Below are 22,798 nucleotides of genomic sequence, written 5' to 3'. Positions count from 1 at the left end.
GACGTTCTGGGCGGGAGGCAACCATGGCATCGGTCTCGCCCGGCGTCCCCGGGGCCCCGGGCGTATCACGGCGCGACGCGCTCCGGCTCGCCCCAGTCCTAGGCGCGGCCGCGCTGTGCGCAGGGCCGGCCGGCTGCTCCCTGGGGCGCGGATCCTCCGCGCCGGCGACCACAACGCCGACCGTGGCCGCGGCGATCCCCGACGGAGTGATCACGGCCGGTCTCTCCGAGGCGGTGGGCGGGCACGGCTACGACCCGATGCGGACCACCGGCGCCCTGGCGCTGGCGGCCAACTGGCACACGATGGAGGGGCTGACCGAGCTCCATCCCGAGGACCGTCAGGTCTACGCCGCCCTGGGCGACGACCTGCCCTCGGCGATCGACGACACGACCTACGAGGTCACCCTGCGCAAGGGCGCGGTGTTCTCCAACGGGTCGCCGGTGACCGTCGAGGACGTCCTGTTCTCCTTCCAGCGGGTCCTCGACCCCGCCAACGGCTCCGTCTACACCAAGTTCCTCGACTTCCTCGAGGCGGTGACGATCAAGGATGAGACCACCATCACGGTCACGACGAAGATCCCGTACATGCTCGTGTCCGAGCGGCTTTCGGTGGTCAAGATCGTCCCCCGGGAGGTGGTCGAGGCCGACCCCGAGGGCTTCGACTCGATGCCGGTGGGCTCGGGCCCCTACAGGATGACCGACAACGGCGCCCAGAGCCAGACCGTCGTTTTCGAGCGCAACGACCACTACAACGGGCCCCTGCCGGCCCTGGCCAAGTCGATGACCTGGCAGGTCCTGCCCGACGCCACCGCCCGCGCCAACGCCATCGTCTCGGGAACCGTGCAGGTCATCAACGCCGCCCCCCTGGCCGACCTGCCGACGATGGCCAACCCGGTCACGGTCGCCCGCGAGCAGGCCTTCGCCCCCGTGTTCGCCATGTTCAACTGCTCGACCCTGTCCGACACCCGGGCCCGCCAGGCGATCATGTACGCCCTGGACTACGAGGAGATCTGCACCACGGGCATGGCGGGCCTGGCCACGCCCGCCACCTGCTACGTCCAGGAGGGCCACCCCGCCTACAGGAAGGCCGCGACCGTCTACGGCTATGACCCGGCCCGTGCCGCCTCCCTCCTGGCCGAGGCCGGTATCACCGCGATCCGGGCGATGTGCACCGACCACACGCTGCTGGCGGGGGTGCGACCGATCATCAAGAAGAACCTCGAGGCGCTCGGCGTGCCCGTCACGTTCACCGAGCGGCAGGCGGCGGCCGCCTACGAGGCCATCGACTCCGGTCAAGAGGTCGTCGACGTCCTGTTCGCCCCCGAGGACCCCTCGATCTTCGGGGCCGACGCCGACCTGCTCCTGCGCTGGTTCTACTCCTCGGACCTGTGGGCCGACACCCGGGTGCGCTGGAAGGGCTCCGAGTCCTACCTCGCGGTGCAGGCGGCGCTGGACGAGGCCGTCGGCCTGACCGGCGGGCCGCGGCTGACCGCCTGGCGCAGGGCCTTCGACATCATCGCCGAGCAGGTCCCGCTCTACCCGCTGTTCCACCGCATCACGCCGACGGCCTACGACGCCTCGACGCTGCCGGGCTTCAAACCGATCGCCCTGCCGGGCCTGTCCTTCGTCGACGTCGGCTCGGCCAAGGCCTGAGCGGGCCGGCCGCGCCCCGACCCGGCCCGGGGGCCCCGCACCGGGCGGGTCGGCGGCGGGCGGAAGGCCGGCACGTAGCTGGGTCGGAAGTGACAGATGTGATGCACGGGGCGCGTGAGGGTTGCATTATCGGTCGCCACGCCGAGGAAACCCCGTCATATCTGACAAATCGTCCGGTTTGTGCATAGCGTTGAGGCCATTGGCACCGGTACGGAAGGTGCCAACCCACGATTGAGAGGCTGATACATGTCCGTCAACCGCACCGAGCTCATCGCTGCCATCGCTGAGAAGGCCGGTCTGACCAAGACCGACGCCGACGCCTTCCTCGGAGCCTTCCAGGACGTCCTCGTTGAGAACGTCGCCAAGGGCGAGGCCGTGAAGATCACCGGTCTCATGGGTGTCGAGCGTGTGGAGCGTGCCGCGCGCACCGGTCGCAACCCCCGCACCGGTGAGGAGATCCAGATCCCGGCCGGATACGGCGTCAAGCTGACTGTCGGCTCCGCCCTCAAGAAGGCTGTCGCCAAGTGACTGCTGCCTGAGCGGCAGGGCCCCTCCTGGCAGGAGGCCCGCGTCGCACTGCTGACGGCGCGCCGTCCCACCGGGGCGGCGCGCCGTCCTGCGTCCATGGATCATGCCGTGGCGCCCTGGCAACTGACGTTCATCCCAGCGGAGGATGTGATGAGCCGGAGCGTGCACTGATGATCGATCCATGAGCACTCCACAGACGTCGGCACCCGGGACGTCCGACACGCCCCTGACGGGCTCACCCGTGGTCTCCGCCTTCGCGGACCCGCGGCCCGGGGCGGGAACCCGGGCGCTGGAGCTCGAGGGCCTGGTCAAGCGCTTCGGATCGACGATGGCGGTCAACAACCTGTCCCTGACGGTGCCCACGGGGTCGATCTACGGGTTCGTCGGGCCCAACGGCGCGGGCAAGACAACGACCCTGTCCATGGCCACGGGGCTGCTCGTCCCGGACGCAGGGCGCGCGGTGGTCCACGGCGTCGATGTGTGGGCCGACCCGGGGCGCGCCAAGCCACACCTGGGCGTCCTGCCCGACGGGCTGCGCACCTTCGACCGCCTCGATGGCCTGGAGTTGGTCAGCTACGCCGGTCTGCTGCGCGGCATGACCCGGGAGGTCGTGACCGCCCGCGCCACCCAGCTCCTCCACGTCCTGGGACTGTGGGAGGCCGGCAGGACGCTCGTGGCCGACTACTCCGCGGGCATGCGCAAGAAGGTGCACCTGGCCTGCGCGCTCGTCCACTCCCCGGCAGTCCTCGTGCTTGACGAGCCCTTCGAGGCGGTCGACCCCCTGTCAGCCCAGACGATCCAGGGCATCCTGTCCGACTTCGCCGCGGCCGGGGGCACCGTGGTCATCTCCAGCCACGTCATGGCCACTGTCCAGCGCTTCTGCTCCCACGTGGCCATCATCCACCACGGGCGGGTCATCGCCGCGGGCACCACGGAGCAGGTGGCCGACGGCGGAGACCTCGAGGACCGCTTCGCCCAGCTCGTGGGCGCGCCCAGGACCAGGGAGGGGCTGGCATGGTTGCGACCCTCGTCCGCCTGAGGTGGCGCCTGACCCTCAACACGCTGAGGACCGACGCCTGGGCCGCGGTCGGCACCGCCCTGGCCCTGTGCTGCGGGGCCGGGGCCGTGCTGACCCTCTCCTGGGGCGCGGCGGCGCTGGGCGCGTGGGCGCCGCAGGCCGCCTCCCCCGTCCTGGCGGGGCTGGGGGCGCTGACCGTCATCGGGTGGGTGGTCGTGCCGCTGCTCATGACCGGGGCCGACTCGATGATCGACCCCCGTGCCCTGGCCCCGTGGATTGCCCCTTCACGCGGCCTGGCGGCCGGTCTGGCCGTGGCCTCGGCCTGCGGGGTCCCCGGGCTGAGCACCGCGGTCGTCCTGTGCCTGCCCGCGCTCGTGTGGGCGATGGCGGGGCACGGGGCCAGCGCCCTGCTGGCCCTGGCCCTGGCCCCCGCGGCACTGGGCACCTGCGTCCTGGCCTCGCAGATCATCGTCGTGGGCGTTGGGGTCTCGACCTCCCGGCGCGGACGCGACCTCGTGGCGCTGGTCGGCGGCGTCGTCGTCCTGGCGGCGGCCTTCATTCCCTCGGTGATCAACGCCCTGGAGGCCAGCGGCAACCTTGATCTCAGCCGGCTCGATGCGGCGGGCCGGGCCCTGGGGCTGACCCCCATGGGCTGGGCGACCAACGCGCCGGGCCTGTTGGCCCAGGGCCGCACCGGGCCGGCGGTGGCCATGGCCGTGGGCGCCGTCGTGCTGCCGCTGGCCCTCGTTCCCCTGTGGGGCCGGGTCGTCGCCCGCGTCATGACCGGGCCGGCCCGCTCGGCCGGCCGCCGCGCCTCGGAGCGGATGCCCGCCGGCGCGGCGGCCTCCGGCGGCGCACTGCCCTGGCAGCGGCGCCTGGCCCGCATCGCCCCCGGCCCGGCCGCCGCCGTTGCCGCCAGGTGCCTGCGCTACTGGCGGACCGACCCGCGCTACTTCGTCGTCATCCTCAGCGTCCTGGTCATCCCGGTGCTGATCCTGGCGGTCGGTGTCATGGGGTTGGCCTCGGGCAGCGTCCAGGTCGACATGGGCGACGGCGCCTGGGCCCTGTCCTGGGGCCTGGGCCAGGCGCCGGTCCCGCTCCTGGGCCTGCCGCCCTTCCTGGCGCTGATGTGCGCCTGGGCGGTGCACGACGACCTCGCCTACGACTCCACCGCCCTGTGGACCCACGTGTCGGCCGGGCTGCGCGGACGTGACGACCTGGCCGGGCGCGCGCTGGCCATGGCGACCTGGCAGATGCCCGTGGTCCTCGTCCTGACGGTCGTCTGCGCGGCGTGGACGGGACGGTGGCCTGCGGCCCCCGCCGTCCTGGGCGCGTCCTTGGGCGCCTACGGGGCGGCGCTGGCATGGTCCTGCGGCACATGCGTCCTCATGCCCTACCTGACCCACGCCCCGGGGGAGAACCCGATGAAGTCGCGCGGATCGGGCATGACGATGATCGCAGGACTCCTCCAGACGATCGGGCTGCTCATCATCATGGTGATGGCGGCCCCCGTGCTGGTCGGCCTTGTCCTCGTCCTCGCGCACGGCGCGTGGGCCTGGTCGCCGGTCCTCCTGGTCCTGGGCGCCTCCTGGGGAGCAGGCCTGGCCTGGGCCGGGATCGTGTGGGCGGGCGGACTGCTCGACCGGCGCTACGTGCCCGTGCTGACCACCATCCGCTCCTGGCCGGGCCACGGGGACGCGCGCTGAGCCGCTGCAGTGCACCACCCCGGAAGGTGACCTACCGTTGGGTGCGGGCGCTGCGTCGCGCCCGCACCCGCCCCGGGGACGACACAGCCCCACCCAACGAAGGGAAGCCGCCGTGGAGCTCATCATCCTGGACAGTGCCCAGCTCATCGCCCAGCGCGCCGCCGACGTGGTCGAGGAGCTGCTGCTCGCCAAGCCGGACGCCGTCCTGGGCACCGCGACCGGATCCAGCCCGCTGCCGCTGTACGACGAGCTCGTCCGCCGCTACGAGGTCGGCAGGATCTCCTTCAAGGACGTCACCGGCTTCATGCTCGACGAGTACGTGGGCCTGCCCGCCGACCACCCCGAGCGCTACTCGACCTTCATGGAGACCAACCTGCGCTCCCGGATCGACATGGCCCCGGGCGCGCTGCACGGCCCCGACGCCCTGAGCAAGGACCTCCAGGCCGCCTGTGAGGACTACGAGGCGCAGATGGCCCGGGCGGGCTACTGCGACCTGCAGATCCTGGGCATCGGCACCGACGGGCACATCGGCTTCAACGAGCCCGGGGGCGCGCTGGACTCGGTGACCCATGTCGGTGTCCTGGCCGAGCAGACCAGGCGGGACAACGCCCGCTTCTTCGACGGCGACGTGGCGGCGGTCCCCACCCACTGCCTCACCCAGGGCCTGAGCACGATCATGAGGGCGCGCAAGCTCCTGCTCATCGCCACCGGTCGGAACAAGGCGCAGGCCATCGCCCAGCTGGTCGAGGGCGAGTTGAGCCCCCAGTGGCCCGCCACCGTCATGCAGAACCACCCCGACGCCCTCGTGCTGGTCGACCCCGAGGCAGCGAGCCTGCTCCGGCACTGAGCCACGGCGCCCCGCGGTGGCCGGGCGCCGGCACGGCCGGGGTAAGCGCCGCCACAGGGGGCGGCCATGGTCGGCGGGGGCCGGCGGCCTACACTGGGGCCATGCGTCAGTTCAGCTCCAGCGCCGACCCCGCCGACCCCGGTTCGCCCGCCGACCCGGGCGCCGACCCCGGCCAGTCGGTGGGCACGGCGGTCCTGGAGCGTGAGGAGCTCCAGTCGACCGACGACGGCGACGCCGACCGTTTCGCGCACTACGTGCGCAAGGACCGCATCGAGGCCTCGACCGCCACCGGGCGTCCCGTCGTCGCCCTGTGCGGCAAGGTCTGGACCCCGGGGCGCGACCCGTCGAAGTACCCGGTGTGCCCCACCTGCAAGCAGATCTACGACGAGCTGCACTCGGAGGGATCGGGAGGGCGCGGCCTGCGCGGCCCCCGCTTCCCCTTCGGGCGAGGCGGTCGGTGAGCTCGGCGCGCGGCTCCCAGGCACAGCGCCACCTCCCGACCCAGCCCTCCATCTTCGCCGCGGAGCACCTGCCCCCGGCCTACCCGCAGCGTGCCGCCTGGGGCACGACGCGGCCGCTGCGCGCCTGGCAGGCGGCGGCCCTGGAGGCCTACCTGCGAGACCTGCCCGAGGACTTCCTGGCCGTGGCCACCCCCGGGGCGGGCAAAACCACCTTCGCCCTGCGGGTGGCCGCCGAGCTGCTCTCGCGCGGGGAGGTCCACAAGGTAACCGTCGTGTGCCCCACCGAGCACCTCAAGTACCAGTGGGCCGAGGCGGCGGCGCGCGTGGGCATCCACATTGACCCCAGCTACACCAACAGCCAGGGCGCCCTGGGCTCGCGCTTCGACGGCGTGGCCCTCACCTACGCACAGGTCGCCGCCAACCCCAACCTCCACCGCGCCCGGACCGACGCCGCGCGCACCCTGGTCATCCTCGATGAGATCCACCACGGCGGGGACGCCCGCTCCTGGGGGGACGCGATCCGCGAGGCCTTCACGCCCGCCCGGCGCCGCCTGGCCCTGACCGGCACGCCCTTCCGCTCCGACGAGGCCGCCATCCCCTTCGTCCGCTACATCACGGAGGAGGGGGGAGCCAGCAGGTCCCGGGCGGACTTCACCTACGGTTATGCCGAGGCGCTGCGCGACGGGGTCGTGCGCCCGGTCATGTTCATGAGTTACTCCGGTGAGATGCGCTGGCGCACCAAGGCGGGCGACGAGGTCGCCGCCCGCCTGGGCGAGCCGCTGACCAAGGACCTGGAGTCCCAGGCCTGGCGCACCGCCCTGGACCCCGGGGGCGAGTGGATCCCCGCGGTGCTGGCCGCCGCCGACCAGCGCCTGACCGAGGTCCGCCGCCAGGTTCCCGACGCCGGCGGGCTGGTCATCGCCACCGACCAGGCCGCGGCGCGGGCCTATGCCGCACAGCTGCGTGCGGTCACCGGCGAGCAGCCCACGGTCGTCCTGTCCGACGACTCGGGCGCCTCGAGCCGCATCGAGGCGTTCTCGGCCTCGACCGACCGGTGGATGATCGCGGTGCGCATGGTCTCCGAGGGAGTCGACGTGCCCCGACTCGCGGTCGGGGTCTACGCCACCTCGACCTCGACCTCGCTGTTCTTCGCCCAGGCGGTGGGCCGCTTCGTGCGCTCGCGGGCGCGCGGGGAGACAGCCAGCGTCTTCCTGCCCTCGGTCAGCCCGCTGCTGGGCCTGGCCGGAGAGATGGAGGTGGCGCGCGACCACGTGCTAGGCGGGCCGCGGGCGGTCGACGAGGACGCGCTGTTCGCCCCCGAGGACCGGCTCATCGCCGAGGCCAACCGGCAGGAGCGGGCCTCGGACGACCTGTTCGGCGCCTTCGAGGCGATGGAGGCCACCGCAGAGTTCGACCGCGTCCTGTTCGACGGCGGTGAGTTCGGCACCGGCGCGATGGTGGGAAGCGTCGAGGAGCAGGAGTACCTGGGGCTGCCCGGCCTGCTCGAGCCCGAGCAGGTCACGGCGCTGTTGCGCCAGCGTCAGGACAGGCAGATCTCGGCCCAGAAGAGGCAGGCGGCCGCCGCCCAGCGGCGGCGGGACAACTCGGGGGTCGACGACGCGCGCAAGCGGGCCGCGGCCCGCAAGGAGCTGTCCCAGCTCGTCGCGGCCTGGTCGCGTCGCTCCGGCCAGCCCCACGGCGTGGTCCACACCGACCTGCGCCGGGTGTGCGGTGGCCCCGAGGTGGCCCAGGCCTCGACCGAGGAGATCGTCAAGCGTGTCGAGACCCTGCGCCGCTGGTTCGTCGGCAGACGCTGAGGCGCACGGCCCGGCCGGTCAGCGGCGCTGCGCGCTGCGCCCGTCGAGGTCGAGGTGGCGGGTGGGCACCGCGGGCTCGCCCTCGCTCAGCCGCCAGGCCGGGTAGGGCAGCTCGGCGCGCGAGACCCGGTGCCGCTCGGCGGCGGCCGTCAGCGCCCCGGTGCCCCGGTGCTCCTCGACGATCCGGCCGTCCTTGACCAGCTCGACCTCCAGCGGGCGGGCGCCCGCCTCCGCCAGGGCCTCCAGGGCCTCGTCCTGCGAGCGGGCCGACACGACGAGCTCCTCGGAGGCCGAGCCCGAGGCGTCGACGACGCGGCCGGCCCACTTGCGCCCTCCGACCGTTGCCTTGCCCCCCTCGGAGAACTTGGCGACCTCCTGCATCACGCCCTGGGCGTCGGCGCGCTCGACGAGCTTGTAGACGAGCGCCGCCGTCGGGCGCCCCGAACCGGTGACCAGCTTGGTGCCCACCCCGTAGGAGTCGACCGGTGCGGCGCCCAGGGCGGCGATGGCGTGCTCGTCGAGGTCGTTGGTCACGGTGATCCTCGTCGTCGTGGCGCCCAGCGCGTCGAGCTGGGCACGGACCTTGAAGGCCTCGGCCACGAGGTCCCCGGAGTCGAGGCGCACCGCCCCCAGCTCTCCGCCCGCGGCCCGGGCCGCGGCGACCGCCCGCTCGACCCCCCGGGCGATGTCGTAGGTGTCGACGAGGATCGTCGTGCCCGGGCCGAGGCTGGCCACCTGAGCGGCGAAGGCCTCCTCCTCGGAGTCGTGCAGGAGGGTGAAGGAGTGCGCCGAGGTGCCCACGGTCGGGATGCCATAGCGCATACCGGCCTCCAGGCAGCTGGTGGCGATGAAGCCCCCGACGACGGCGGCCCGGGCGGCGGCCACGGCCGCCTGCTCGTGGGCGCGGCGCGCGCCGAAGTCGACGCAGGGCCTGCCGTGGGCGGCGATCGTCATCCGCGAGGCGGCCGAGGCGACGGCACAGTCGTAGTTGTAGATCGACAGTGCCACGGTCTCCAGGATGCAGGCCTCGGCGAAGGTCCCCTCGACGGTCAGCAGCGGCGAGCCCGAGAAGTAGCACTCGCCCTCGGCGTAGCCGCGCACCGACCCGGTGAAGCGGTAGCCGCGCAGGTAGTCCAGTGTCGTGTCGTCGACCACCCCTGTGCGGTGGAGGAAGTCGATCTGGGCGGGGGTGAAGGTGAAGGCCTCGATAGCGTCCAGGAGGCGCCCCGTGCCGGCCACGACACCGAAGCGCCGCGAGGAGGGCAGGCGCCGCCCGAACAGCTCGAAGACACTGGCGCGCTCGGCGGTGCCGGCCCGCAGGGAGGCCTGGAGCATCGTCAGCTCGTACATGTCGGTGAGCAAGGAGGTGCTGGGCGAGGTCGGGTCGAGGGCCGCCGGCTGCGAAGGTGCCATGACCGTCAACCTACTCGTTCGCCCCGGCGGGTGCGGACCGGTCTCACCCGGCACCGCCCGCGCCGGGGTGCCGCGTCCCAGGCGCGCGCCGCCGTCGCCGGGCACGGCCCGCCTGGGACGCGGGCGGGGGAGGCCCAGCTACCCTGGCCGTATGTCCCGCACAGCTCCGGCAGCCGACCCCGAGGTCATGGATGACGCCCGTGTCGAGCCCCAGCGCCTGTGGTGCACCGTCGTCCACGACGACCCGGTCAACACGATGGACTACGTCACCTGGGTGTTCCACTCCTACTTCGGCTTCTCGGTGCCACTGGCCCGGCGCCGCATGATGGAGGTCCACACCCACGGCCGCGCCATCCTCTCGCGCGGGACGCGCGAGAGGATGGAGGTCGACGTCACCTCGATGCACTCCTACGGGCTGCGCGCCACGATCGAGCCCCTGGCCTGGCCGGGCTCCGGGCAGGGGGAGGGCTGATGCACGCCTTCAGCGCCGGCGAGCAGGGGTACACCTCGGCCCTGGAGACCTGGGAGCGGGAGTATCTGGCGGGTCTGCTCGAGCAGGTCGCCGACATCCTGGCCGAGCCCGGCCACGGGCCGCACGGGGATGGGACGGGAGTCCCGAGGCCACCGGGCGCCCCGAGGGCCGGGGAGTCCCAGCACGACGCCGATGTCTTGGCCGCCCTCGACTTCGAGGCCGCCATCGAGGAGGAGGGCCACGGGCGGCGGCCCGCGGTCGAGGCGGCGCTGGCCTCGGTGCTCGACGTCCTGCTGCCCGACGCCTGCGAGGACCCGGGGGTCGCCGTCGAGATCGCGGGCATGGTGCGCGACCAGCTGCGCCACGACAAGCGGGGGCGCCTGCTCGAGGTCGCCGCCCAGCTGCGGGAGCCCAGCGGCGCCGACGGCGCGGTCCTGGTGCGCCGCGGCCAGGAGGCGACCTGGCTCGGTGCCCTCAACGACGTCCGGCTCGTGCTGGCCGAGCGCCTGGGCATCGACTCGGCGGAGGCCGCGCACGCCGCCCACGCCACGGCGTGGCAGGACCCGCCCGCCGACGAGGACGACCAGGCCAGGTGGCGCCGAGCGATCGCTCTTTCCTACGACATGCTGACCTGGTGGCACGAATCACTGGTCACCGTTGTGCTCGACGGCGAGGACGCCGCATAGTCTCACAGGCGTGAATGACGCGGCCATCGGGATCTTCGACTCGGGAGTCGGTGGTCTGACCGTGGCCCGTGCGGTGATGAACCAGCTCCCCGGTGAGCAGATCCTCTACATCGGGGACACGGCCAATACCCCCTACGGGCCCCGGCCCATTGCCGAGGTGCGCGAGCTCGCGCTGGGGATCATGGACGAGCTGGTCGACTCCGGGGTCAAGATGCTCGTCATCGCCTGCAACACGGCCTCGGCGGCCGTCCTGCATGACGCCCGCAGCCGCTACACCCTGGGCCGGGGCGTGCCGGTGGTCGAGGTCATCCACCCCGCCGCCCGCGCCGCGGCGCGCGTGACCCGCAACGGCCGGGTCGGTCTTATCGCCACCCAGGGAACCGTCGACTCGCGCGCCTACGCCGACGCGCTGGCGGCGGTCCCCGGCGTCGAGCTGCTCCAGGTGCCCTGCCCCCGTTTCGTCGAGCTCGCCGAGCGCGGCGTGACCACGGGGCCGGAGGTCATGTCGACCGCCGAGGGCTACCTCGCCCCGATCAAGCGCGCCGGCGTCGACACCCTCATCCTGGGATGCACCCACTACCCGCTGCTGGCCGGCCCCATCTCCTACGTCATGGGGGAGGAGGTCACGCTCGTGACCTCCAGTGAGGAGACGGCCAAGGACGTCTACCGCGAGCTCGCCCGCCGTGAGCTCCTGCGCGACGAGCACGCCGGGCCCCCTGAGCACGAGTTCCGCTCGACCGGCGACCCGCACGCCTTCACCATCCTGGCGCGCCGCTTCCTGGGCCCGGAGGTCAGGCGGGTCACCCGCACCGACGCCGGCGCTGAGGTCCGTACGGAGCCCTCGGCCGGCGGGGGGCCCGAGCCGGGGGCCGCCGGCACCACCGCCAGCCCTGACCCCGTGGGTCCCGTGGGCGGGTCCCGCACCAGTCCCTGACCGCGCCGCAAGAGGACAGCGTATGAAGCTCACGATCATTGGCTGCACCGGGAGCATGTCGGGACCGCGCTCATCGGCGTCGTCCTACCTCCTTCAGGCCCGGGGGCCGGGCCCGCAGGGGGAGAGGATCTTCTCCGTCCTGCTCGACCTGGGGCCGGGCTCCATGGGACGGCTGCTGCGGCACGTCGACCCGGCGGCCATCGACGCGGTGGCCATCTCCCACTGCCACGCCGACCACATGGTCGACCTCGTGGGCATGCACGTCTATCGCCGCTGGCACCCCGGTGGCGCGCTAGGGCCGGTCCTGACACTGGGGCCCTCCGAGCTGCTCGACCGTCTGCGCGGTGTCGACGGCACCGGGCCGCAGGAGGACTACTCCACCGAGTTCGCCTTCGTGACGGCCGTGCCCGGCCAGGGGGTGCGGGTGGGGCCGATGATGATCACCCCCTTCGCGGCGCTGCACCCTGTGGAGTCCTACGGCTACCGCATCGAGGGGCCCAGTGAGCACGGGCCGGGCACGGTGGCGATGGCCTTCACCGGCGACACCGACCTGTGCGGAGGCATCGAGGCCCTGTCCGACGGGGTGGACCTGCTGCTGGCCGAGGCGGCCTTCCTTGAGGGACGCGACACCTTCCGCGGGATGCACCTGACCGGTCGGCGCGCCGGTGAGCTGGCCGCCGGGACCAGTGGCGCAGGCGGGCGCCGACCCGCGCGCCGTCTCGTGCTCACCCACATCCAGCCGTGGACTGACCCGGCGGACACCCTGAGGGAGGCTGCCGCCGTCTACAGCGGCCCCCTCCACGCCGCGACCAGTGACGCCACCTGGGAGATCTGAGGTGTCCGGACCGCCTGATCCCGGACTGCCCGATGGGCAGGCGCCCCGCCTCGTCTACGTCCCGGCGGTGCCCGATGGGCCGGACCGGCCCTGGACGCGGGGGCGCCGGACGCGCTGGTGGCTGGTCGTGCCCGCCGACCTGGTGGCGGTGACCGTGGCGGTGGCTCTGGCGGCCGCCTCGTCCAAGACCCTGGCGGGCACGCCGGCGGGCTGGTGGTCCCAGCTGTGGGGGCCGCTGGCCGGGCTGGCCCTGGGCTGGCTGCTCGCGCTGGTCATCGCCCGCGGGGACGATCACCTCGAGGTCGCCGGACCCGGGGCGCTTGTCACCGTGTCCGCCTGGGCGGGGTGGTCGGCCTCCCGCGCCTGGGCAGGGCGGGTGGTCGATGTGGACTGGGCGGTGATGAGCCTCGTCCTTCTGGCGGTCGCGCTGCTGGGGTGGCGCGTCCTCTACGGCTACGCCAAGGCCCACGACTCGATGGTCCCCAAGCCCGTCCAACGCCGCCTCGACGCCCAGGCCGGGCGCGGCCGGGAGGACTGAGCAGCACTGGTGGGCTCGTGGCCTCAGCGCCCCGGTGCCAGCAGCTCGGCCAGGGTGGGCAGGAGGTCGCGGAAGGCCTGGCCCCTGTGGGAGATCGCGTTCTTTTCCGCGGGGGTCATCTGCGCGGTCGTGCGTCCGGTGCCGGCGGCGTCCTCGGTGGTGGGCACGAAGACCGGGTCGTAGCCGAAGCCGCCCTCGCCCGTCGGCTCGTGGAGCAGCCGGCCCTCCATGGAGCGCTCGATGACGACCGGCTCGGGGGATCCGGGGACCATGAGCACCGCGGCACAGGTGAAGCGGGCCGTGCGGTGGGGGTCGGCGACATCACTGAGCTGGTCGAGCAGCAGGCGCAGGTTGGCGACGTCGTCACCGTGCCGCCCGGACCAGCGGGCTGAGAAGATCCCGGGGGACCCGCCCAGCACGTCGACGCACAGGCCCGAGTCGTCGGCCACCGCGGGCAGTCCCGTGGCTGCCGACAGGGCGCGCGCCTTGATGACGGCGTTGTCCACGAAGCTCAGGCCGTCCTCCACCGGCTCGGGCACGTCGAGCTGTGCCGCCGAGATGACGTGGTGGTCCTCCAGGCCCGGGACGAGGGGGGTCAGGATCGCCCGCAGCTCGGCGAGCTTGCCGGGGTTGCGGGTGGCCAGCACGAGGCGGGCGCCCGTGGGGACGACCGGTGCCGAGGCGCTCATGCCGCCGTCTCCCGGTCGGGGTGCGTTGAGACCACGAAGGTGGTGTCCGAGGGGCCTGCCAGCGCCCTGGCCTGCAAGGCAGTCAACTCGGCGGTCCCCTTGGAGGCCAGGTCGAGCAGGGCGGCCAGCTCGTCACGGTTGAACGGCGCCATCTCGGCGGTGCCCTGGACCTCGATGAACTTGCCCGCGCCCGTCTGCACGACGTTCATGTCGGTGTGGGCGCGCACGTCCTCCTCGTAGGGCAGGTCGAGGCAGGGCACGCCGTCGATGATCCCGACGCTGATCGCCGCCAGGGAGTCGGCCAGCACCGGGGAGCCCGGCCGCGCCTTGACCAGGCCGCGGTCGGTGCCCCAGGCGACGGCGTCGGCCAGGGCGACGTAGGCGCCGGTGATCGCGGCGGTGCGGGTGCCGCCGTCGGCCTGGAGGACGTCGCAGTCCAGGGCGATCGTGTGCTCGCCCAGGGCGGCGACGTCGACCACGCCGCGCAGCGCCCGGCCGATGAGGCGGGAGATCTCATGGGTGCGGCCGCCGACCTTGCCGCGCACCGACTCCCGGCCGCTGCGCTCGGAGCCGGCGCGCGGCAGCATCGCGTACTCGGCGGTCACCCACCCCTGGCCGCCGCCCTTGCGCCAGCGCGGCACACCCTCGGTGAAGGAGGCGACGCACAGCACGCGCGTGCGCCCGAACTCGATGAGGACCGAGCCCTCGCCGTGGTCGAGCCAGTTACGGGTGATGGTCACGGGGCGCAGCTCATCGGCCGCGCGCCCGTCCTTGCGGAGGGCTGGAGATGGTGTCACCGGGCCAGGGTAACCAAGGACGGCTGCGGCGGTAGAGCCGTCTCGGTGAGCGCCGCTACCCGTGCCGGCGGCCTGGGAGGCCGGGTGCGGGCCGCGGCATCGTCGGTTAGTGTGGCCTAAGCAGGTCGTCGCCGTGTCGAGGCGGTGACCGGCCGTTGCAGCAGGAGGAGACCGACATGACCTTCGTCAACATCACCGCACTGACCTTCCCCGACGGCGCCCAGGCGGAGATCGAGCGACGCTTCGCCGCGCGTGCCAGGAGGGTGGACGGGTTCGAGGGCTTCGAGGGCTTCGAGCTCCTGCGGCCGGTGGCAGGGGAGGACCGGTACTTCGTCGTGACCCGCTGGTCCACGCGGGAGCACTACGAGGCCTGGCGGGCCTCGCGCGCCGACGGCGGGCACGAGGACGACGTGCGCCGGGGGATGAGCGTCGCTCCGATGGGCTTCGAAGTCGTCCAGCACGAGGAGCCCTAAGCCCCTGGTGGAGGACCGATCCTCACCAGAACGCCAGATTCGGGGACCGCAAGCATGCGGCTCGACAGTTAGGCTCCCGATGATGGGCGCATATGCTCGGAGGCGAGTCGCGCATAGACGAGGGTGTCGGTCCATTCGCCTTTGCTGAACCAGTCCTGAAGGTGGTGTGCTTCGAGTCGGAGGCCGACGCGGCGTGCGAGCGCTGCGGAGGCGCTGTTGCGAGCGTCCATCTGCGCGGTGATCCGGTGGAGCTTGTAGAGGTCGAACCCGAGGGCGAGCACGGCCTGAACTGCCTCGCTTGCGAAACCTCGACCACCGTGTGCCGGGTCGAGAACCCACCCGATCTCGCCTTGGCGATGCTCGTGATCGGTGAGCCACAGGGCTACATCTCCGATCGCGACGCCCTCATGTTCGATGACCAGTGCAAGCGCACCACTCTCGCCATCGATACCGGTCTTGGACAGGCGTTCGGTAAGTTTTTCGCGGGTAACGTCTGCCGTCCACGGCTCATCCAGAAGGTAGCGGGCAACGTTGGGTTGTGAGTACAGCTCGTGAAGCCATTGGGCATCTCCTGCCTGGTGCAGGCGGAGCCGCAGTCGCTCCGTCGCCAACGGCAACTGGACGGTGGACACGAGATCGCGCCGGTAATGGATCAACTCCTCCGAGTGGCCCGCAGGCGTGGTCCCGACGCGCCGCTCGACCTCATGGAAACCCGCGGTCGTCAAGCAACGTTGTGAGGCCTGGTTCTCTGGAAGCGTGCGTGCCGTCAGAGTTCGAAGGACACGGCTGCGCGCGAAGCGCGATGCCAGCTCCAACCCGCGAGGAGCGTGCCCGTCTCCACGCGCATCAGGATGAATCCAGAACCGGACCTCGGCAGAGTCAGAGCTGACGTCAAAGAGCGCCAAGGAGCCCACAAACCTGTCCGTCTCAGCATCCGCAAGCGCAAGGACTGCCAACCCGTTCGACGACAGACCTGCCACAACCTCGTCACGGATCATCCGCCGTACGGACTCTGGGGTGCAGTCCGACTCGGGGAGATGGCCGAAGTGCCACACAGAATTATACCGGGTCCCGGCCGCATATACTTCCGCGTCCAGCTCGGACAGGGGGGCGCAGGCGAGTGTTCTCAAAGGTGATCGGCAGGGTGGCGACGTCCAGCATGCTACCAACCTAACATAAAAAGCCTTTTTCGTCTGGCTTTTATTGGATTTTTCTCGCCAGGGCCTGGGGGTCGTTGGGGTGGTGCGGGAAGGTGGGTGTGTCGTAGACGGGTGCACGCGGAGCGTTGCGCCAGCATGGGTTTCGACTAAGAAAACATGCTCGCAAGGAGGCTCCGCGCGGGTGTCCTGTCGTGCCACTGTCGACGTCCCGTCCGCTACCGCCCGCACCGTCTCGCGGTGGATCGCTGCCCACCGCCGCCGGGCCTATGACGCCCGCCCCTGGCAGCGGGCCGCCACCGAGTGGGTCCAGGCCGTGATGCTGCTGCGCTGGCTCATCGAGGCCACCGGCATCGCCAGCCTTGCCCGCAACGCGGGCGTCTCGCCGGCCACCGCCTACCGCTACCACCCGCGAGGCCCTGGACGTGGTCGCCCACCGGGCCCCGGACCTGCCCCAGACCCTCCAACGGCTCCGCGAGCAGGGCGAGCCTTTTGTGTGTCTGGACGGGACGCTGATCCGTACCAACAGGGTCGCCGTCCGCGACCCCGAGACCGTCTACCACCTGTGGTACGCACGTCTTGCACAAGGCCTTCGGGGGCAACGTCCAGGTCCTGACCGATCACACCGGCCTCCCGGTGTGGGTCTGGCCGGTGGCGCCCGGCTCGACCCATGACATCACTGCGGCCAGGGCCCATGTGCTGCCTGCCCTGTACAAGGCCGCTGCTGACGGGATGCCCACCTTGGCAGACACGGGCTACACCGGTTCTGGGGCCGGTGTGCTGACCCCGGTCAAGGGCACCAGGCCCTGTCCCGATGACGCCACCTTCAACCACCTCCACACCGCCCTGCGCGCCCCGGCCGCCAGAGCCAACGCCATGCTCAAGCACTTCAAGGCCCTGCGCCGTGTCAGTCTCGACCCATTGACCATCACTATCACCGCCACAGCCCTGTTCATCATCATCCTCAACAAAGACGCCTGGAGAGAAAGGATCATAGTAGACTCGGCCATAGCGCCATACGACGAAGCATACGCACGATTTTAATCCAAGACTCGTTTTAGGATGACACGATGAACCAGACTTCCAATGGCATGATGGCCGTGAACTTGCCGCATGAGCCGCGAGAATACATGTGTACCTGGCATCTTCCCAAAGCGGCGCAGGATGCCGGCGAAGATCGGCTTGTCGACGTGCTGGGAATGATCGACCTTGACGTACGCCATAACCCCACTGCCTTATTTCAAGGAACCCTCCCCTATATGTCAGCCGATAGAGTAGCAGAGTTTCCTCAATACAACGACTTTGATTGTCTGACTGGCACTCTGTCGTCCGGGATTCATGTCGGACTACTGAACGGCCAAACCCATTACTGGTTGCATAATGGCGGAGGGGCCAATGGGGCTTTTGCTGTATTGTCAAACAGGCCTTTTGTGCACAACGAGTATCGAAAGTACCAGAGTATCGAACTGCAGATCGACGACCTAGACAGGGTATTTGATGTGCCTCCCACCTCTTTGGAGTTCGTAAGACGCACAGACGAACGTGATGAATCATACAAAATCAGCATACCAGCACGGAGCTCATTGGATTGGAAAAGCCAAGAAGCGCAGATGTGCATCAGCTATACTGGCCGTCTCTGTCTAGACAGATTCGACTTCCGTGCATCATTTGCACCCTACCTGCGGATCGACCTCGACCAGCCAATCAGCCTCGTCGACTGGTGGCTTCAGTGGGTTGTTCCGTTGTGCTACATTCTCGAAGTAATTAACGGTAGGCCACTCGACGTCATGTATCTGCTCGCTTTTGAGAACAAAAATGCGACGCACCCAAAACGGCGGGGCGACCAAGTCTTTCGCTATGACATTATGCAAGGCTGTATCAAAATCGATGAGAAGAGGTTTAATCGCGCTCGTCCAATTGTCAACCTCAAGGAAGATGAGGTGGATCTCCTCAAACTCACTATCAGGCACCGCGAGCTTGAGGCTTTGCGACACCCACTTATTGAAACATATCGCTGCAACGCAGTATCCGACGACCAGCACCCACGTTCACGCTATCTTCTCTTGATCCAGGCACTGGAAGGACTATATGGCCACGAGCATAAGGAGGTGTACCAGCGGCAGTGTGAACAGTATGCGGAGAAACGAGAAGCGCTATTAGAGAGAGTCGGATCTACCGTCAATCAAGAAGACTTCAAGTTTTTGAAGAGAAATTTACTTCGCAAGCCACCTAGTGGCCTAATGGGCGCACTGTCGACCATTTACAAAGCGCTTCCTGAGACTATTCGGAGCCAAATAGATAATAGCAAGATTGTCCTCCAAACTCGCAACAGTTGCGCGAAGAAACAGATATCTTCGGCAGAAGCCCTAACAACTGTGCGCAATAGGCTCTCTCATGGTTCATCGGCATATGACCCTAAGGATCTGGAGGAGATCTGCAGTGTCCTCGACAAGATAGTCAGAGCAGAGATACTTCGAGTGCTGGACCTTCCTGAGGTTGTGAGACAACGGATGCTCGAATCGTGATTCGACTGGGAGTTCTGTATCAATTTCATTGGGCCTTTCTCGCTGGGGTGAGGGTTGCAGGGTGCGGATCATCGGGATAGTGGGGGAATATGGGTGTTTCGTAGACGGGTGCATGCGGGTCCGTCCGTCAGCATGGGTTTGTTCAAAGAATTCAGGCTTTGGGAGGGGTGACTCGTGCTGTCCTATCGTGCCACTGTCAACGTCCCGTCCGTTATCTCCCGCACCGTTTCGCGGTGGATCGGCACCGGGTTGGTTGTGTCCGTTGCTCGCGTCATGGCCGGCCTCGCCCTGGTGCGTGCCTCGCCGCGTTCGTACCTTATGCACTGAGGCCGCACGATCAAGCCACGCCCTCGACGCAGAAGGTACGAACGCGGCGGGCAGGCGGCCCGGCGGGCGGCAGCCCTCCGGGAACCCGTGCGCGAGAAGGGACTCGAACCCTCACGCCCGAAGGCACCAGGACCTAAACCTGGGGCGTCTACCAGTTCCGCCACTCGCGCTCGGCGGCAGCCTACCCGCCCAGGTCGGCCGGCGGGCCGCGCCGGGCCTACCCTGACCACATGACACGCAACGACGCTCCCGCCGGCGCCCGCACCACCGAGCTCCTGCCCCCAGTCCCCGAGCCGCTCCTGGCCGCGATGGAGGAGGCGGGCGCCGCCTTCGACCTCACCGAGGCCGTGCCCGAGCCGCAGGACGCGCCCGAGCTCGGCTGGGGCGTCCTGGGCCCCGGCGGAATAGCCTCGACCTTCGCCACCGACGTCCCGGCCTACTCCTCGGGGCGGGTCGTGGCCGTCGGCAGCCGTGACCCGCAGCGCGCCCGGGCCTTCGTCGAGGCCCACCCCGCCGCGGGCAAGGGGCAGGAGGTCCGCGCCCACTCCTCCTACGAGAAGCTCGTCGCCGACCCCGAGGTCGAGGCGGTCTACGTCGCCACACCGCACGCCTTCCACGCCGAGCACGCCCTGCTCGCCCTTGAGGCGGGCAAGCCCGTCCTGGTTGAGAAGGCATTCACCCGCGACGCCGACCAGGCGCGCACGGTGCTCGAGGAGGCCTCCCGGCGCGGCCTGTTCGCCATGGAGGCGATGTGGAGCCGTTTCCTACCCGGTCACGTCCTGACCCGTGCCATGGTGGCAGCCGGCGTCCTGGGCCAGGTGCGGCATGCGCGCGCCGACTTCCACGAGCCGCTGCTCGACGTCCCGCGCCTCGTGCGCCCCGAGCTCGCCGGCGGGGCGCTGCTCGACCTGGGCGTCTACCCCGTGGGCCTTATCCACTCCATCCTCGGCGTCCCGCCGCGCCTGACCGCCGCGGGACGATTGAGTGAGCAAGGCGTTGACCTCGACGAGGTGGTCACCTTGGCCTACCCGCAGGCGACCGCCGTGGCCACCGCGGGCATGGACGGCCTGTCCTCCAAGACGGCCGAGGTCGTGGGTACGGAGGCCCGCCTGCGGCTGGGCGGCGTGTTCTTCGCGCCCTCGGTCCTCGAGCTGACCTGGCGCGACCGGTCGCGGTCCGCCGTGACCTGGGATGCCCGGGTGCCCGGCGGGTTCCAGTTCGAGGCCGCCGAGGTGGCGCGCTGCCTGGCCGGCGGGCGCACGCAGTCCGAGGTCATGCCGTGGCGGGTGACTCTCGAGGTCATGACCATGCTCGACGAGGTGCGCCGCCAGCTGGGAGTCGTCTACCCCGGGGAGGGCCGCTGAGCCCCGGACCCGGGGGCGGGGGAGTGACCGGGGGCGGGGGAGTGGTCAGTCCACGCCCAGGTCGCGGCGCAGCCGGTCGACGTGCCCGGTGGCCTTGACGTTGTAGGCGGCCAGCACCACCGTGCCCCCGGTGTCGACGACCACCGTGGAGCGGATGACCCCGGTGTAGGTCCGACCGTAGTTCTTCTTGACCCCCCACGCGCCCCAGGCCTCCATGACCGCGTGGTCGGCGTCGGACAGCAGTGGGAAGGGCAGCGCCTCGCGCGAGGCGAAGGTCGTCAGCGTCCGGGGGGAGTCCGGCGAGACCCCCACGACCTCATAGCCCGCCGCCCGCCAGGCGGCCAGGGAGTCGCGAAAGTCGCATGCCTGGCGGGTGCAGGCGGGCGTCGAGGCCTTGGGATAGAAGTAGACGACGACCCCCCGCTCGGCGCGCCCGCGCAGGTCCGTCAGGGACACGAGTGCGCCATCGGCGCCGGGCAGGGAGAAGTCGGGGGCGGTCTCACCCACGGAGAGCTGGGGCATCAGAGCCTCCTCATCTGGGACGAGGCGCGTCCCGGCCCCCGCACGGGGCCAGGACGCGCCCGGTGTCTTATCCGGGTCGTGACCCGGATTCTCCCGCCCTCAGGCCGCCGGCGCCAGGGCGTCGCGCGCGGCGGTCACCCGCTCAAGGGCCCGCTCCAGGCGGGAGGGGGAGGCCGAGGCCCCCAGGGAGGCGAGCTCGGTGCGCGCCGCGCGCAGCTCGCGCTCGGCCGCCTCCCGCACCGTGTCGGCGGGGCGCAGGGCCCCTATGGTCGTCGTCGTTGGGGTCGAGTACGTCATCACGCTCTTACTCCTTCATCATGGCCCGCGTGCGGGCCCCTCGGTGCCGGGCGGAGTGCAGGCGGCTCCTGCGGCCCGGCGGGCTGTGGTCTGCTGGGTGCTCGGCCGCGTCACGGCCGGCACCCGGTGGCCGACGACGGGGCGCGGGGCGCGGCGGCGTCGGCCCACGCACGGATCGTCCCGGCCGCCGCGCACCCCGGAACCGGTGCGTCACGGGTATCCGGTGGGGCGCGGGGGCGTAGAGGCGCTCAGCGCCTCTGGTCCGGCGGGATCGAGGTGCCACCGCCCGCCTCGGGATCCTCCCCCGGCGTGGGCGTCATGGCACGGTCCATGCGTGGTACACCGCCAGGGACTCGAACCCTGAACCCGCTGATTAAGAGTCAGCTGCTCTACCGATTGAGCTAACGGTGCTCAGCCACGATATGGCTGGGTGCGCCCCCTTGAAGCACTGGTGTACGGGGGAGGCGGTACCCCCTCAGGGACTCGAACCCTGGACACCCTGATTAAGAGTCAGGTGCTCTAACCAACTGAGCTAAGGAGGCAGGTCATCCGGATGGCCCGGGCGACGGAGGCTGACTTTACGTCCTCCGCACCGAGGTGTCCACTCCGGAGGCCGCCTCCGCCCCCTCATGTGCGGGATGTCTCAGGGTGTCGCGGTGGGGCCGCGGGCAGGTGGTGACCACCGGCCGCTGGAGGCCCGCTACCGCGGCAAGCCGGGGACGGCGGACCCACCCCGAAAGCCCTCGGGAACGGTAGCGTGGGGCCCGTGAGCACTCCGATCGTGACCCTGGCGACATCTTCCGACTACCCCGACCTGGACGACGACGACCTCGGCCTGCCCGACGCGCTGCGTCAGCGCGGCATCGAGCCGCGGATCGCCGTGTGGAACGACCCCGCCGTCGACTGGGGCGAGGCGGGCACGGTCGTGCTGCGCTCCGTGCGTGACTACGCCCTGGAGCGCAACTACGCCGACTTCCTCGCCTGGACCCGCTCCCTGCCGCGCCTGGCCAACCCGGCCGAGGTCGTGGCCTGGAACGCCGACAAGCACTACCTCACGCGCCTGGCCGAGCTGGGTGTGCCGACGATCCCCACGACCTGGATCGAGCCCACCGACGGCTTGTCCAAGCATCAGGTCCACACCCGCTTCCCCGCCCACGGCGACTTCGTCGTCAAGCCGGCCATCTCCTCGGGGGGCCGGGGCACCGGCCGCTACACCGCCACCGACGCGCGCAGCCGCTCGGACGCCATCAACGACACGATGCACCACCTGCGTCGCTCCCGCTCCGTCATGGTCCAGCGCTACCTCGAGGAGGTCGACCGCAAGGGCGAGCTGTCCCTGGTCTACTTCAACGGAGTGCTGTCCCACGCCGTGGAGAAGGCCCCGATGCTCCACCCCTCCTTCCGCTCCACCGACGAGGTGCACGAGGAGATCGTCACCGCCCGCGAGCCCAGCGAGCAGGAGTGGCTCTGGGGGGAGAAGGTCCGCAAGGCCATCCACCGCGTCATCAAGGAGCGCGCCGGGCGCCACAGCCAGCTGCTGTTCAACCGGGTCGACGTCGTCGAGGACGGGCAGGGCGGCTTCTACCTCATGGAGGTCTCCCTCATCGACGCCGGGCTCTACCTCGGCTCGACCCCCGAGGCGCTGGAGAGCTTCGCCGACGCCATCGAGCAGCGCGTCTTCTGGTGAGCCGCGCCCGTCCCACGGGTGCTCCCGGAGGTGGATGCGGAACATGGCGAGCT

Annotated in this window: 22 protein-coding genes, 3 tRNA genes and 1 pseudogene; 17 read left to right on the top strand and 9 right to left on the bottom strand. The window is 70.6% G+C overall.

The features are described from left to right. Positions 1-23 precede the first annotated feature (23 nt). From Q4C85_RS06485 to Q4C85_RS06455, 7 genes are all read left to right on the top strand, one after another. Positions 24-1,652 carry an ABC transporter substrate-binding protein gene (locus Q4C85_RS06485; RefSeq protein WP_303140712.1) on the top strand — a complete coding sequence of 543 codons (1,629 nt, stop codon included), beginning with the start codon at positions 24-26 and terminating at the stop codon, positions 1,650-1,652. A gap of 246 nt (positions 1,653-1,898) precedes the next feature. Next, positions 1,899-2,180, top strand: coding sequence for an HU family DNA-binding protein (locus Q4C85_RS06480; RefSeq protein ID WP_126380976.1), 282 nt, complete (start codon positions 1,899-1,901; stop codon positions 2,178-2,180). A 328-nt stretch (positions 2,181-2,508) separates the two neighbouring features. After that, positions 2,509-3,219: an ABC transporter ATP-binding protein gene (locus Q4C85_RS06475; protein WP_303140735.1), complete on the top strand. Its 711-nt coding sequence runs from the start codon at positions 2,509-2,511 to the stop codon at positions 3,217-3,219. After that, complete coding sequence (locus Q4C85_RS06470) at positions 3,195-4,904, top strand: transporter (protein WP_303140709.1); 1,710 nt, start codon at positions 3,195-3,197, stop codon at positions 4,902-4,904. The genes Q4C85_RS06475 and Q4C85_RS06470 overlap by 25 nt, the downstream gene beginning before the upstream one ends. Positions 4,905-5,016: 112 nt before the next feature. Next, complete coding sequence (gene nagB, locus Q4C85_RS06465) at positions 5,017-5,751, top strand: glucosamine-6-phosphate deaminase (protein ID WP_303140707.1); 735 nt, start codon at positions 5,017-5,019, stop codon at positions 5,749-5,751. A 101-nt stretch (positions 5,752-5,852) separates the two neighbouring features. Continuing rightward, positions 5,853-6,212 (top strand): DUF3039 domain-containing protein, encoded by a 360-nt coding sequence (locus tag Q4C85_RS06460; protein ID WP_303140706.1) that lies wholly within the window; start codon positions 5,853-5,855, stop codon positions 6,210-6,212. Next, positions 6,209-8,029: a DEAD/DEAH box helicase gene (locus tag Q4C85_RS06455; protein ID WP_303140705.1), complete on the top strand. Its 1,821-nt coding sequence runs from the start codon at positions 6,209-6,211 to the stop codon at positions 8,027-8,029. Before Q4C85_RS06460 ends, Q4C85_RS06455 begins: the two co-directional genes overlap by 4 nt. A gap of 18 nt (positions 8,030-8,047) precedes the next feature. Here the strand turns inward: Q4C85_RS06455 and Q4C85_RS06450 are convergent, their stop codons facing one another. Beyond that, the gene (locus Q4C85_RS06450; protein ID WP_303140704.1) at positions 8,048-9,442 is read right to left on the bottom strand and encodes a nicotinate phosphoribosyltransferase; all 1,395 of its coding nucleotides are present in this window, start codon (positions 9,440-9,442) and stop codon (positions 8,048-8,050) included. A 151-nt stretch (positions 9,443-9,593) separates the two neighbouring features. Here Q4C85_RS06450 and clpS point away from each other — a divergent pair, with 151 nt between their 5' ends. The 5 genes from clpS to Q4C85_RS06425 are packed head-to-tail and all read left to right on the top strand — an operon-like array spanning position 9,594 to position 12,907. Continuing rightward, a complete protein-coding gene (clpS, locus tag Q4C85_RS06445; RefSeq protein WP_303140703.1) occupies positions 9,594-9,914 on the top strand; it encodes an ATP-dependent Clp protease adapter ClpS in 321 nt (106 codons plus the stop codon). Then, on the top strand, positions 9,914-10,600 hold the full coding sequence (locus Q4C85_RS06440; protein WP_303140702.1) for a DUF2017 family protein: 687 nt from the start codon (positions 9,914-9,916) through the stop codon (positions 10,598-10,600). Before clpS ends, Q4C85_RS06440 begins: the two co-directional genes overlap by 1 nt. Positions 10,601-10,631: 31 nt before the next feature. Further along, positions 10,632-11,534 (top strand): glutamate racemase, encoded by a 903-nt coding sequence (gene murI, locus Q4C85_RS06435; RefSeq protein ID WP_303140733.1) that lies wholly within the window; start codon positions 10,632-10,634, stop codon positions 11,532-11,534. Between the two features lie 22 nt (positions 11,535-11,556). Beyond that, complete coding sequence (locus Q4C85_RS06430) at positions 11,557-12,369, top strand: MBL fold metallo-hydrolase (protein WP_303140701.1); 813 nt, start codon at positions 11,557-11,559, stop codon at positions 12,367-12,369. A 1-nt stretch (position 12,370) separates the two neighbouring features. Then, entirely contained in the window at positions 12,371-12,907 is a 537-nt protein-coding gene (locus tag Q4C85_RS06425) for a DUF3054 family protein (RefSeq protein ID WP_303140699.1), read from the top strand. Between the two features lie 23 nt (positions 12,908-12,930). On the opposite strand, the gene rdgB is transcribed toward Q4C85_RS06425, so the two are convergent. Both rdgB and rph read right to left on the bottom strand, forming a co-directional pair. Continuing rightward, positions 12,931-13,596: an RdgB/HAM1 family non-canonical purine NTP pyrophosphatase gene (rdgB, locus tag Q4C85_RS06420; RefSeq protein ID WP_303140698.1), complete on the bottom strand. Its 666-nt coding sequence runs from the start codon at positions 13,594-13,596 to the stop codon at positions 12,931-12,933. Then, on the bottom strand, positions 13,593-14,393 hold the full coding sequence (rph, locus tag Q4C85_RS06415) for a ribonuclease PH (protein ID WP_303140697.1): 801 nt from the start codon (positions 14,391-14,393) through the stop codon (positions 13,593-13,595). Before rph ends, rdgB begins: the two co-directional genes overlap by 4 nt. A 176-nt stretch (positions 14,394-14,569) precedes the next feature. Here rph and Q4C85_RS06410 point away from each other — a divergent pair, with 176 nt between their 5' ends. Continuing rightward, positions 14,570-14,866, top strand: a complete 297-nt coding sequence (locus Q4C85_RS06410) for an antibiotic biosynthesis monooxygenase (RefSeq protein WP_303140696.1) — start codon at positions 14,570-14,572, stop codon at positions 14,864-14,866. A 68-nt stretch (positions 14,867-14,934) separates the two neighbouring features. Here Q4C85_RS06410 and Q4C85_RS06405 read toward each other — a convergent pair whose 3' ends face one another. Further along, the gene (locus Q4C85_RS06405) at positions 14,935-16,143 is read right to left on the bottom strand and encodes a GNAT family N-acetyltransferase (protein ID WP_303140694.1); all 1,209 of its coding nucleotides are present in this window, start codon (positions 16,141-16,143) and stop codon (positions 14,935-14,937) included. A gap of 64 nt (positions 16,144-16,207) precedes the next feature. Between Q4C85_RS06405 and Q4C85_RS06400 the strand changes: the two are divergent. Next, positions 16,208-17,004, top strand: a pseudogene (locus Q4C85_RS06400) (transposase family protein); the annotation flags it as partial. A gap of 89 nt (positions 17,005-17,093) precedes the next feature. Then, complete coding sequence (locus Q4C85_RS06395; RefSeq protein WP_303140693.1) at positions 17,094-18,548, top strand: HEPN domain-containing protein; 1,455 nt, start codon at positions 17,094-17,096, stop codon at positions 18,546-18,548. 415 nt (positions 18,549-18,963) lie between these two features. Here Q4C85_RS06395 and Q4C85_RS06390 read toward each other — a convergent pair. Next, positions 18,964-19,045, bottom strand: a tRNA-Leu gene (locus tag Q4C85_RS06390). Between the two features lie 60 nt (positions 19,046-19,105). Between Q4C85_RS06390 and Q4C85_RS06385 the strand changes: the two genes are divergently transcribed. Next, positions 19,106-20,239, top strand: a complete 1,134-nt coding sequence (locus Q4C85_RS06385; protein WP_303140692.1) for a Gfo/Idh/MocA family protein — start codon at positions 19,106-19,108, stop codon at positions 20,237-20,239. A gap of 45 nt (positions 20,240-20,284) precedes the next feature. Here Q4C85_RS06385 and bcp read toward each other — a convergent pair whose 3' ends face one another. From bcp to Q4C85_RS06365, 4 genes are all read right to left on the bottom strand, one after another. Continuing rightward, complete coding sequence (gene bcp, locus Q4C85_RS06380; RefSeq protein WP_303140691.1) at positions 20,285-20,761, bottom strand: thioredoxin-dependent thiol peroxidase; 477 nt, start codon at positions 20,759-20,761, stop codon at positions 20,285-20,287. A gap of 99 nt (positions 20,762-20,860) precedes the next feature. Further along, a complete protein-coding gene (locus Q4C85_RS06375; RefSeq protein WP_303140690.1) occupies positions 20,861-21,058 on the bottom strand; it encodes a hypothetical protein in 198 nt (65 codons plus the stop codon). 335 nt (positions 21,059-21,393) lie between these two features. Further along, positions 21,394-21,469: transfer RNA gene (locus tag Q4C85_RS06370), tRNA-Lys, on the bottom strand. Between the two features lie 57 nt (positions 21,470-21,526). Then, positions 21,527-21,600: transfer RNA gene (locus Q4C85_RS06365), tRNA-Lys, on the bottom strand. A gap of 224 nt (positions 21,601-21,824) precedes the next feature. Between Q4C85_RS06365 and Q4C85_RS06360 the strand changes: the two genes are divergently transcribed. Continuing rightward, positions 21,825-22,745, top strand: a complete 921-nt coding sequence (locus Q4C85_RS06360; protein WP_303140689.1) for a RimK family alpha-L-glutamate ligase — start codon at positions 21,825-21,827, stop codon at positions 22,743-22,745. Positions 22,746-22,798 lie beyond the last annotated feature (53 nt).

Source organism: Actinomyces sp., assembly GCF_030524025.1.
Taxonomy (GTDB): Bacteria; Actinomycetota; Actinomycetes; order Actinomycetales; family Actinomycetaceae; genus Actinomyces.
Note: the sequence above shows the minus strand (reverse complement) of the source record. Positions and strands in the feature narration are given on the sequence as shown.

Excerpts from the sequence above, each read along its gene's own strand:
- Q4C85_RS06470 (WP_303140709.1), top strand. The coding sequence starts at position 3,195 with ATGGTTGCGACCCTCGTCCGCCTGAGGTGGCGCCTGACCCTCAACACG.
- Q4C85_RS06395 (WP_303140693.1), top strand. The coding sequence starts at position 17,094 with ATGAACCAGACTTCCAATGGCATGATGGCCGTGAACTTGCCGCATGAG.
- Q4C85_RS06480 (WP_126380976.1), top strand. The coding sequence starts at position 1,899 with ATGTCCGTCAACCGCACCGAGCTCATCGCTGCCATCGCTGAGAAGGCC.
- Q4C85_RS06385 (WP_303140692.1), top strand. The coding sequence starts at position 19,106 with ATGACACGCAACGACGCTCCCGCCGGCGCCCGCACCACCGAGCTCCTG.
- Q4C85_RS06475 (WP_303140735.1), top strand. The coding sequence starts at position 2,509 with ATGGCGGTCAACAACCTGTCCCTGACGGTGCCCACGGGGTCGATCTAC.
- Q4C85_RS06460 (WP_303140706.1), top strand. The coding sequence starts at position 5,853 with ATGCGTCAGTTCAGCTCCAGCGCCGACCCCGCCGACCCCGGTTCGCCC.
- Q4C85_RS06450 (WP_303140704.1), bottom strand. The coding sequence starts at position 9,442 with ATGGCACCTTCGCAGCCGGCGGCCCTCGACCCGACCTCGCCCAGCACC.
- Q4C85_RS06440 (WP_303140702.1), top strand. The coding sequence starts at position 9,914 with ATGCACGCCTTCAGCGCCGGCGAGCAGGGGTACACCTCGGCCCTGGAG.
- Q4C85_RS06410 (WP_303140696.1), top strand. The coding sequence starts at position 14,570 with ATGACCTTCGTCAACATCACCGCACTGACCTTCCCCGACGGCGCCCAG.
- Q4C85_RS06430 (WP_303140701.1), top strand. The coding sequence starts at position 11,557 with ATGAAGCTCACGATCATTGGCTGCACCGGGAGCATGTCGGGACCGCGC.
- clpS (WP_303140703.1), top strand. The coding sequence starts at position 9,594 with ATGTCCCGCACAGCTCCGGCAGCCGACCCCGAGGTCATGGATGACGCC.
- Q4C85_RS06375 (WP_303140690.1), bottom strand. The coding sequence starts at position 21,058 with ATGACGTACTCGACCCCAACGACGACGACCATAGGGGCCCTGCGCCCC.
- Q4C85_RS06485 (WP_303140712.1), top strand. The coding sequence starts at position 24 with ATGGCATCGGTCTCGCCCGGCGTCCCCGGGGCCCCGGGCGTATCACGG.
- rdgB (WP_303140698.1), bottom strand. The coding sequence starts at position 13,596 with ATGAGCGCCTCGGCACCGGTCGTCCCCACGGGCGCCCGCCTCGTGCTG.
- bcp (WP_303140691.1), bottom strand. The coding sequence starts at position 20,761 with ATGCCCCAGCTCTCCGTGGGTGAGACCGCCCCCGACTTCTCCCTGCCC.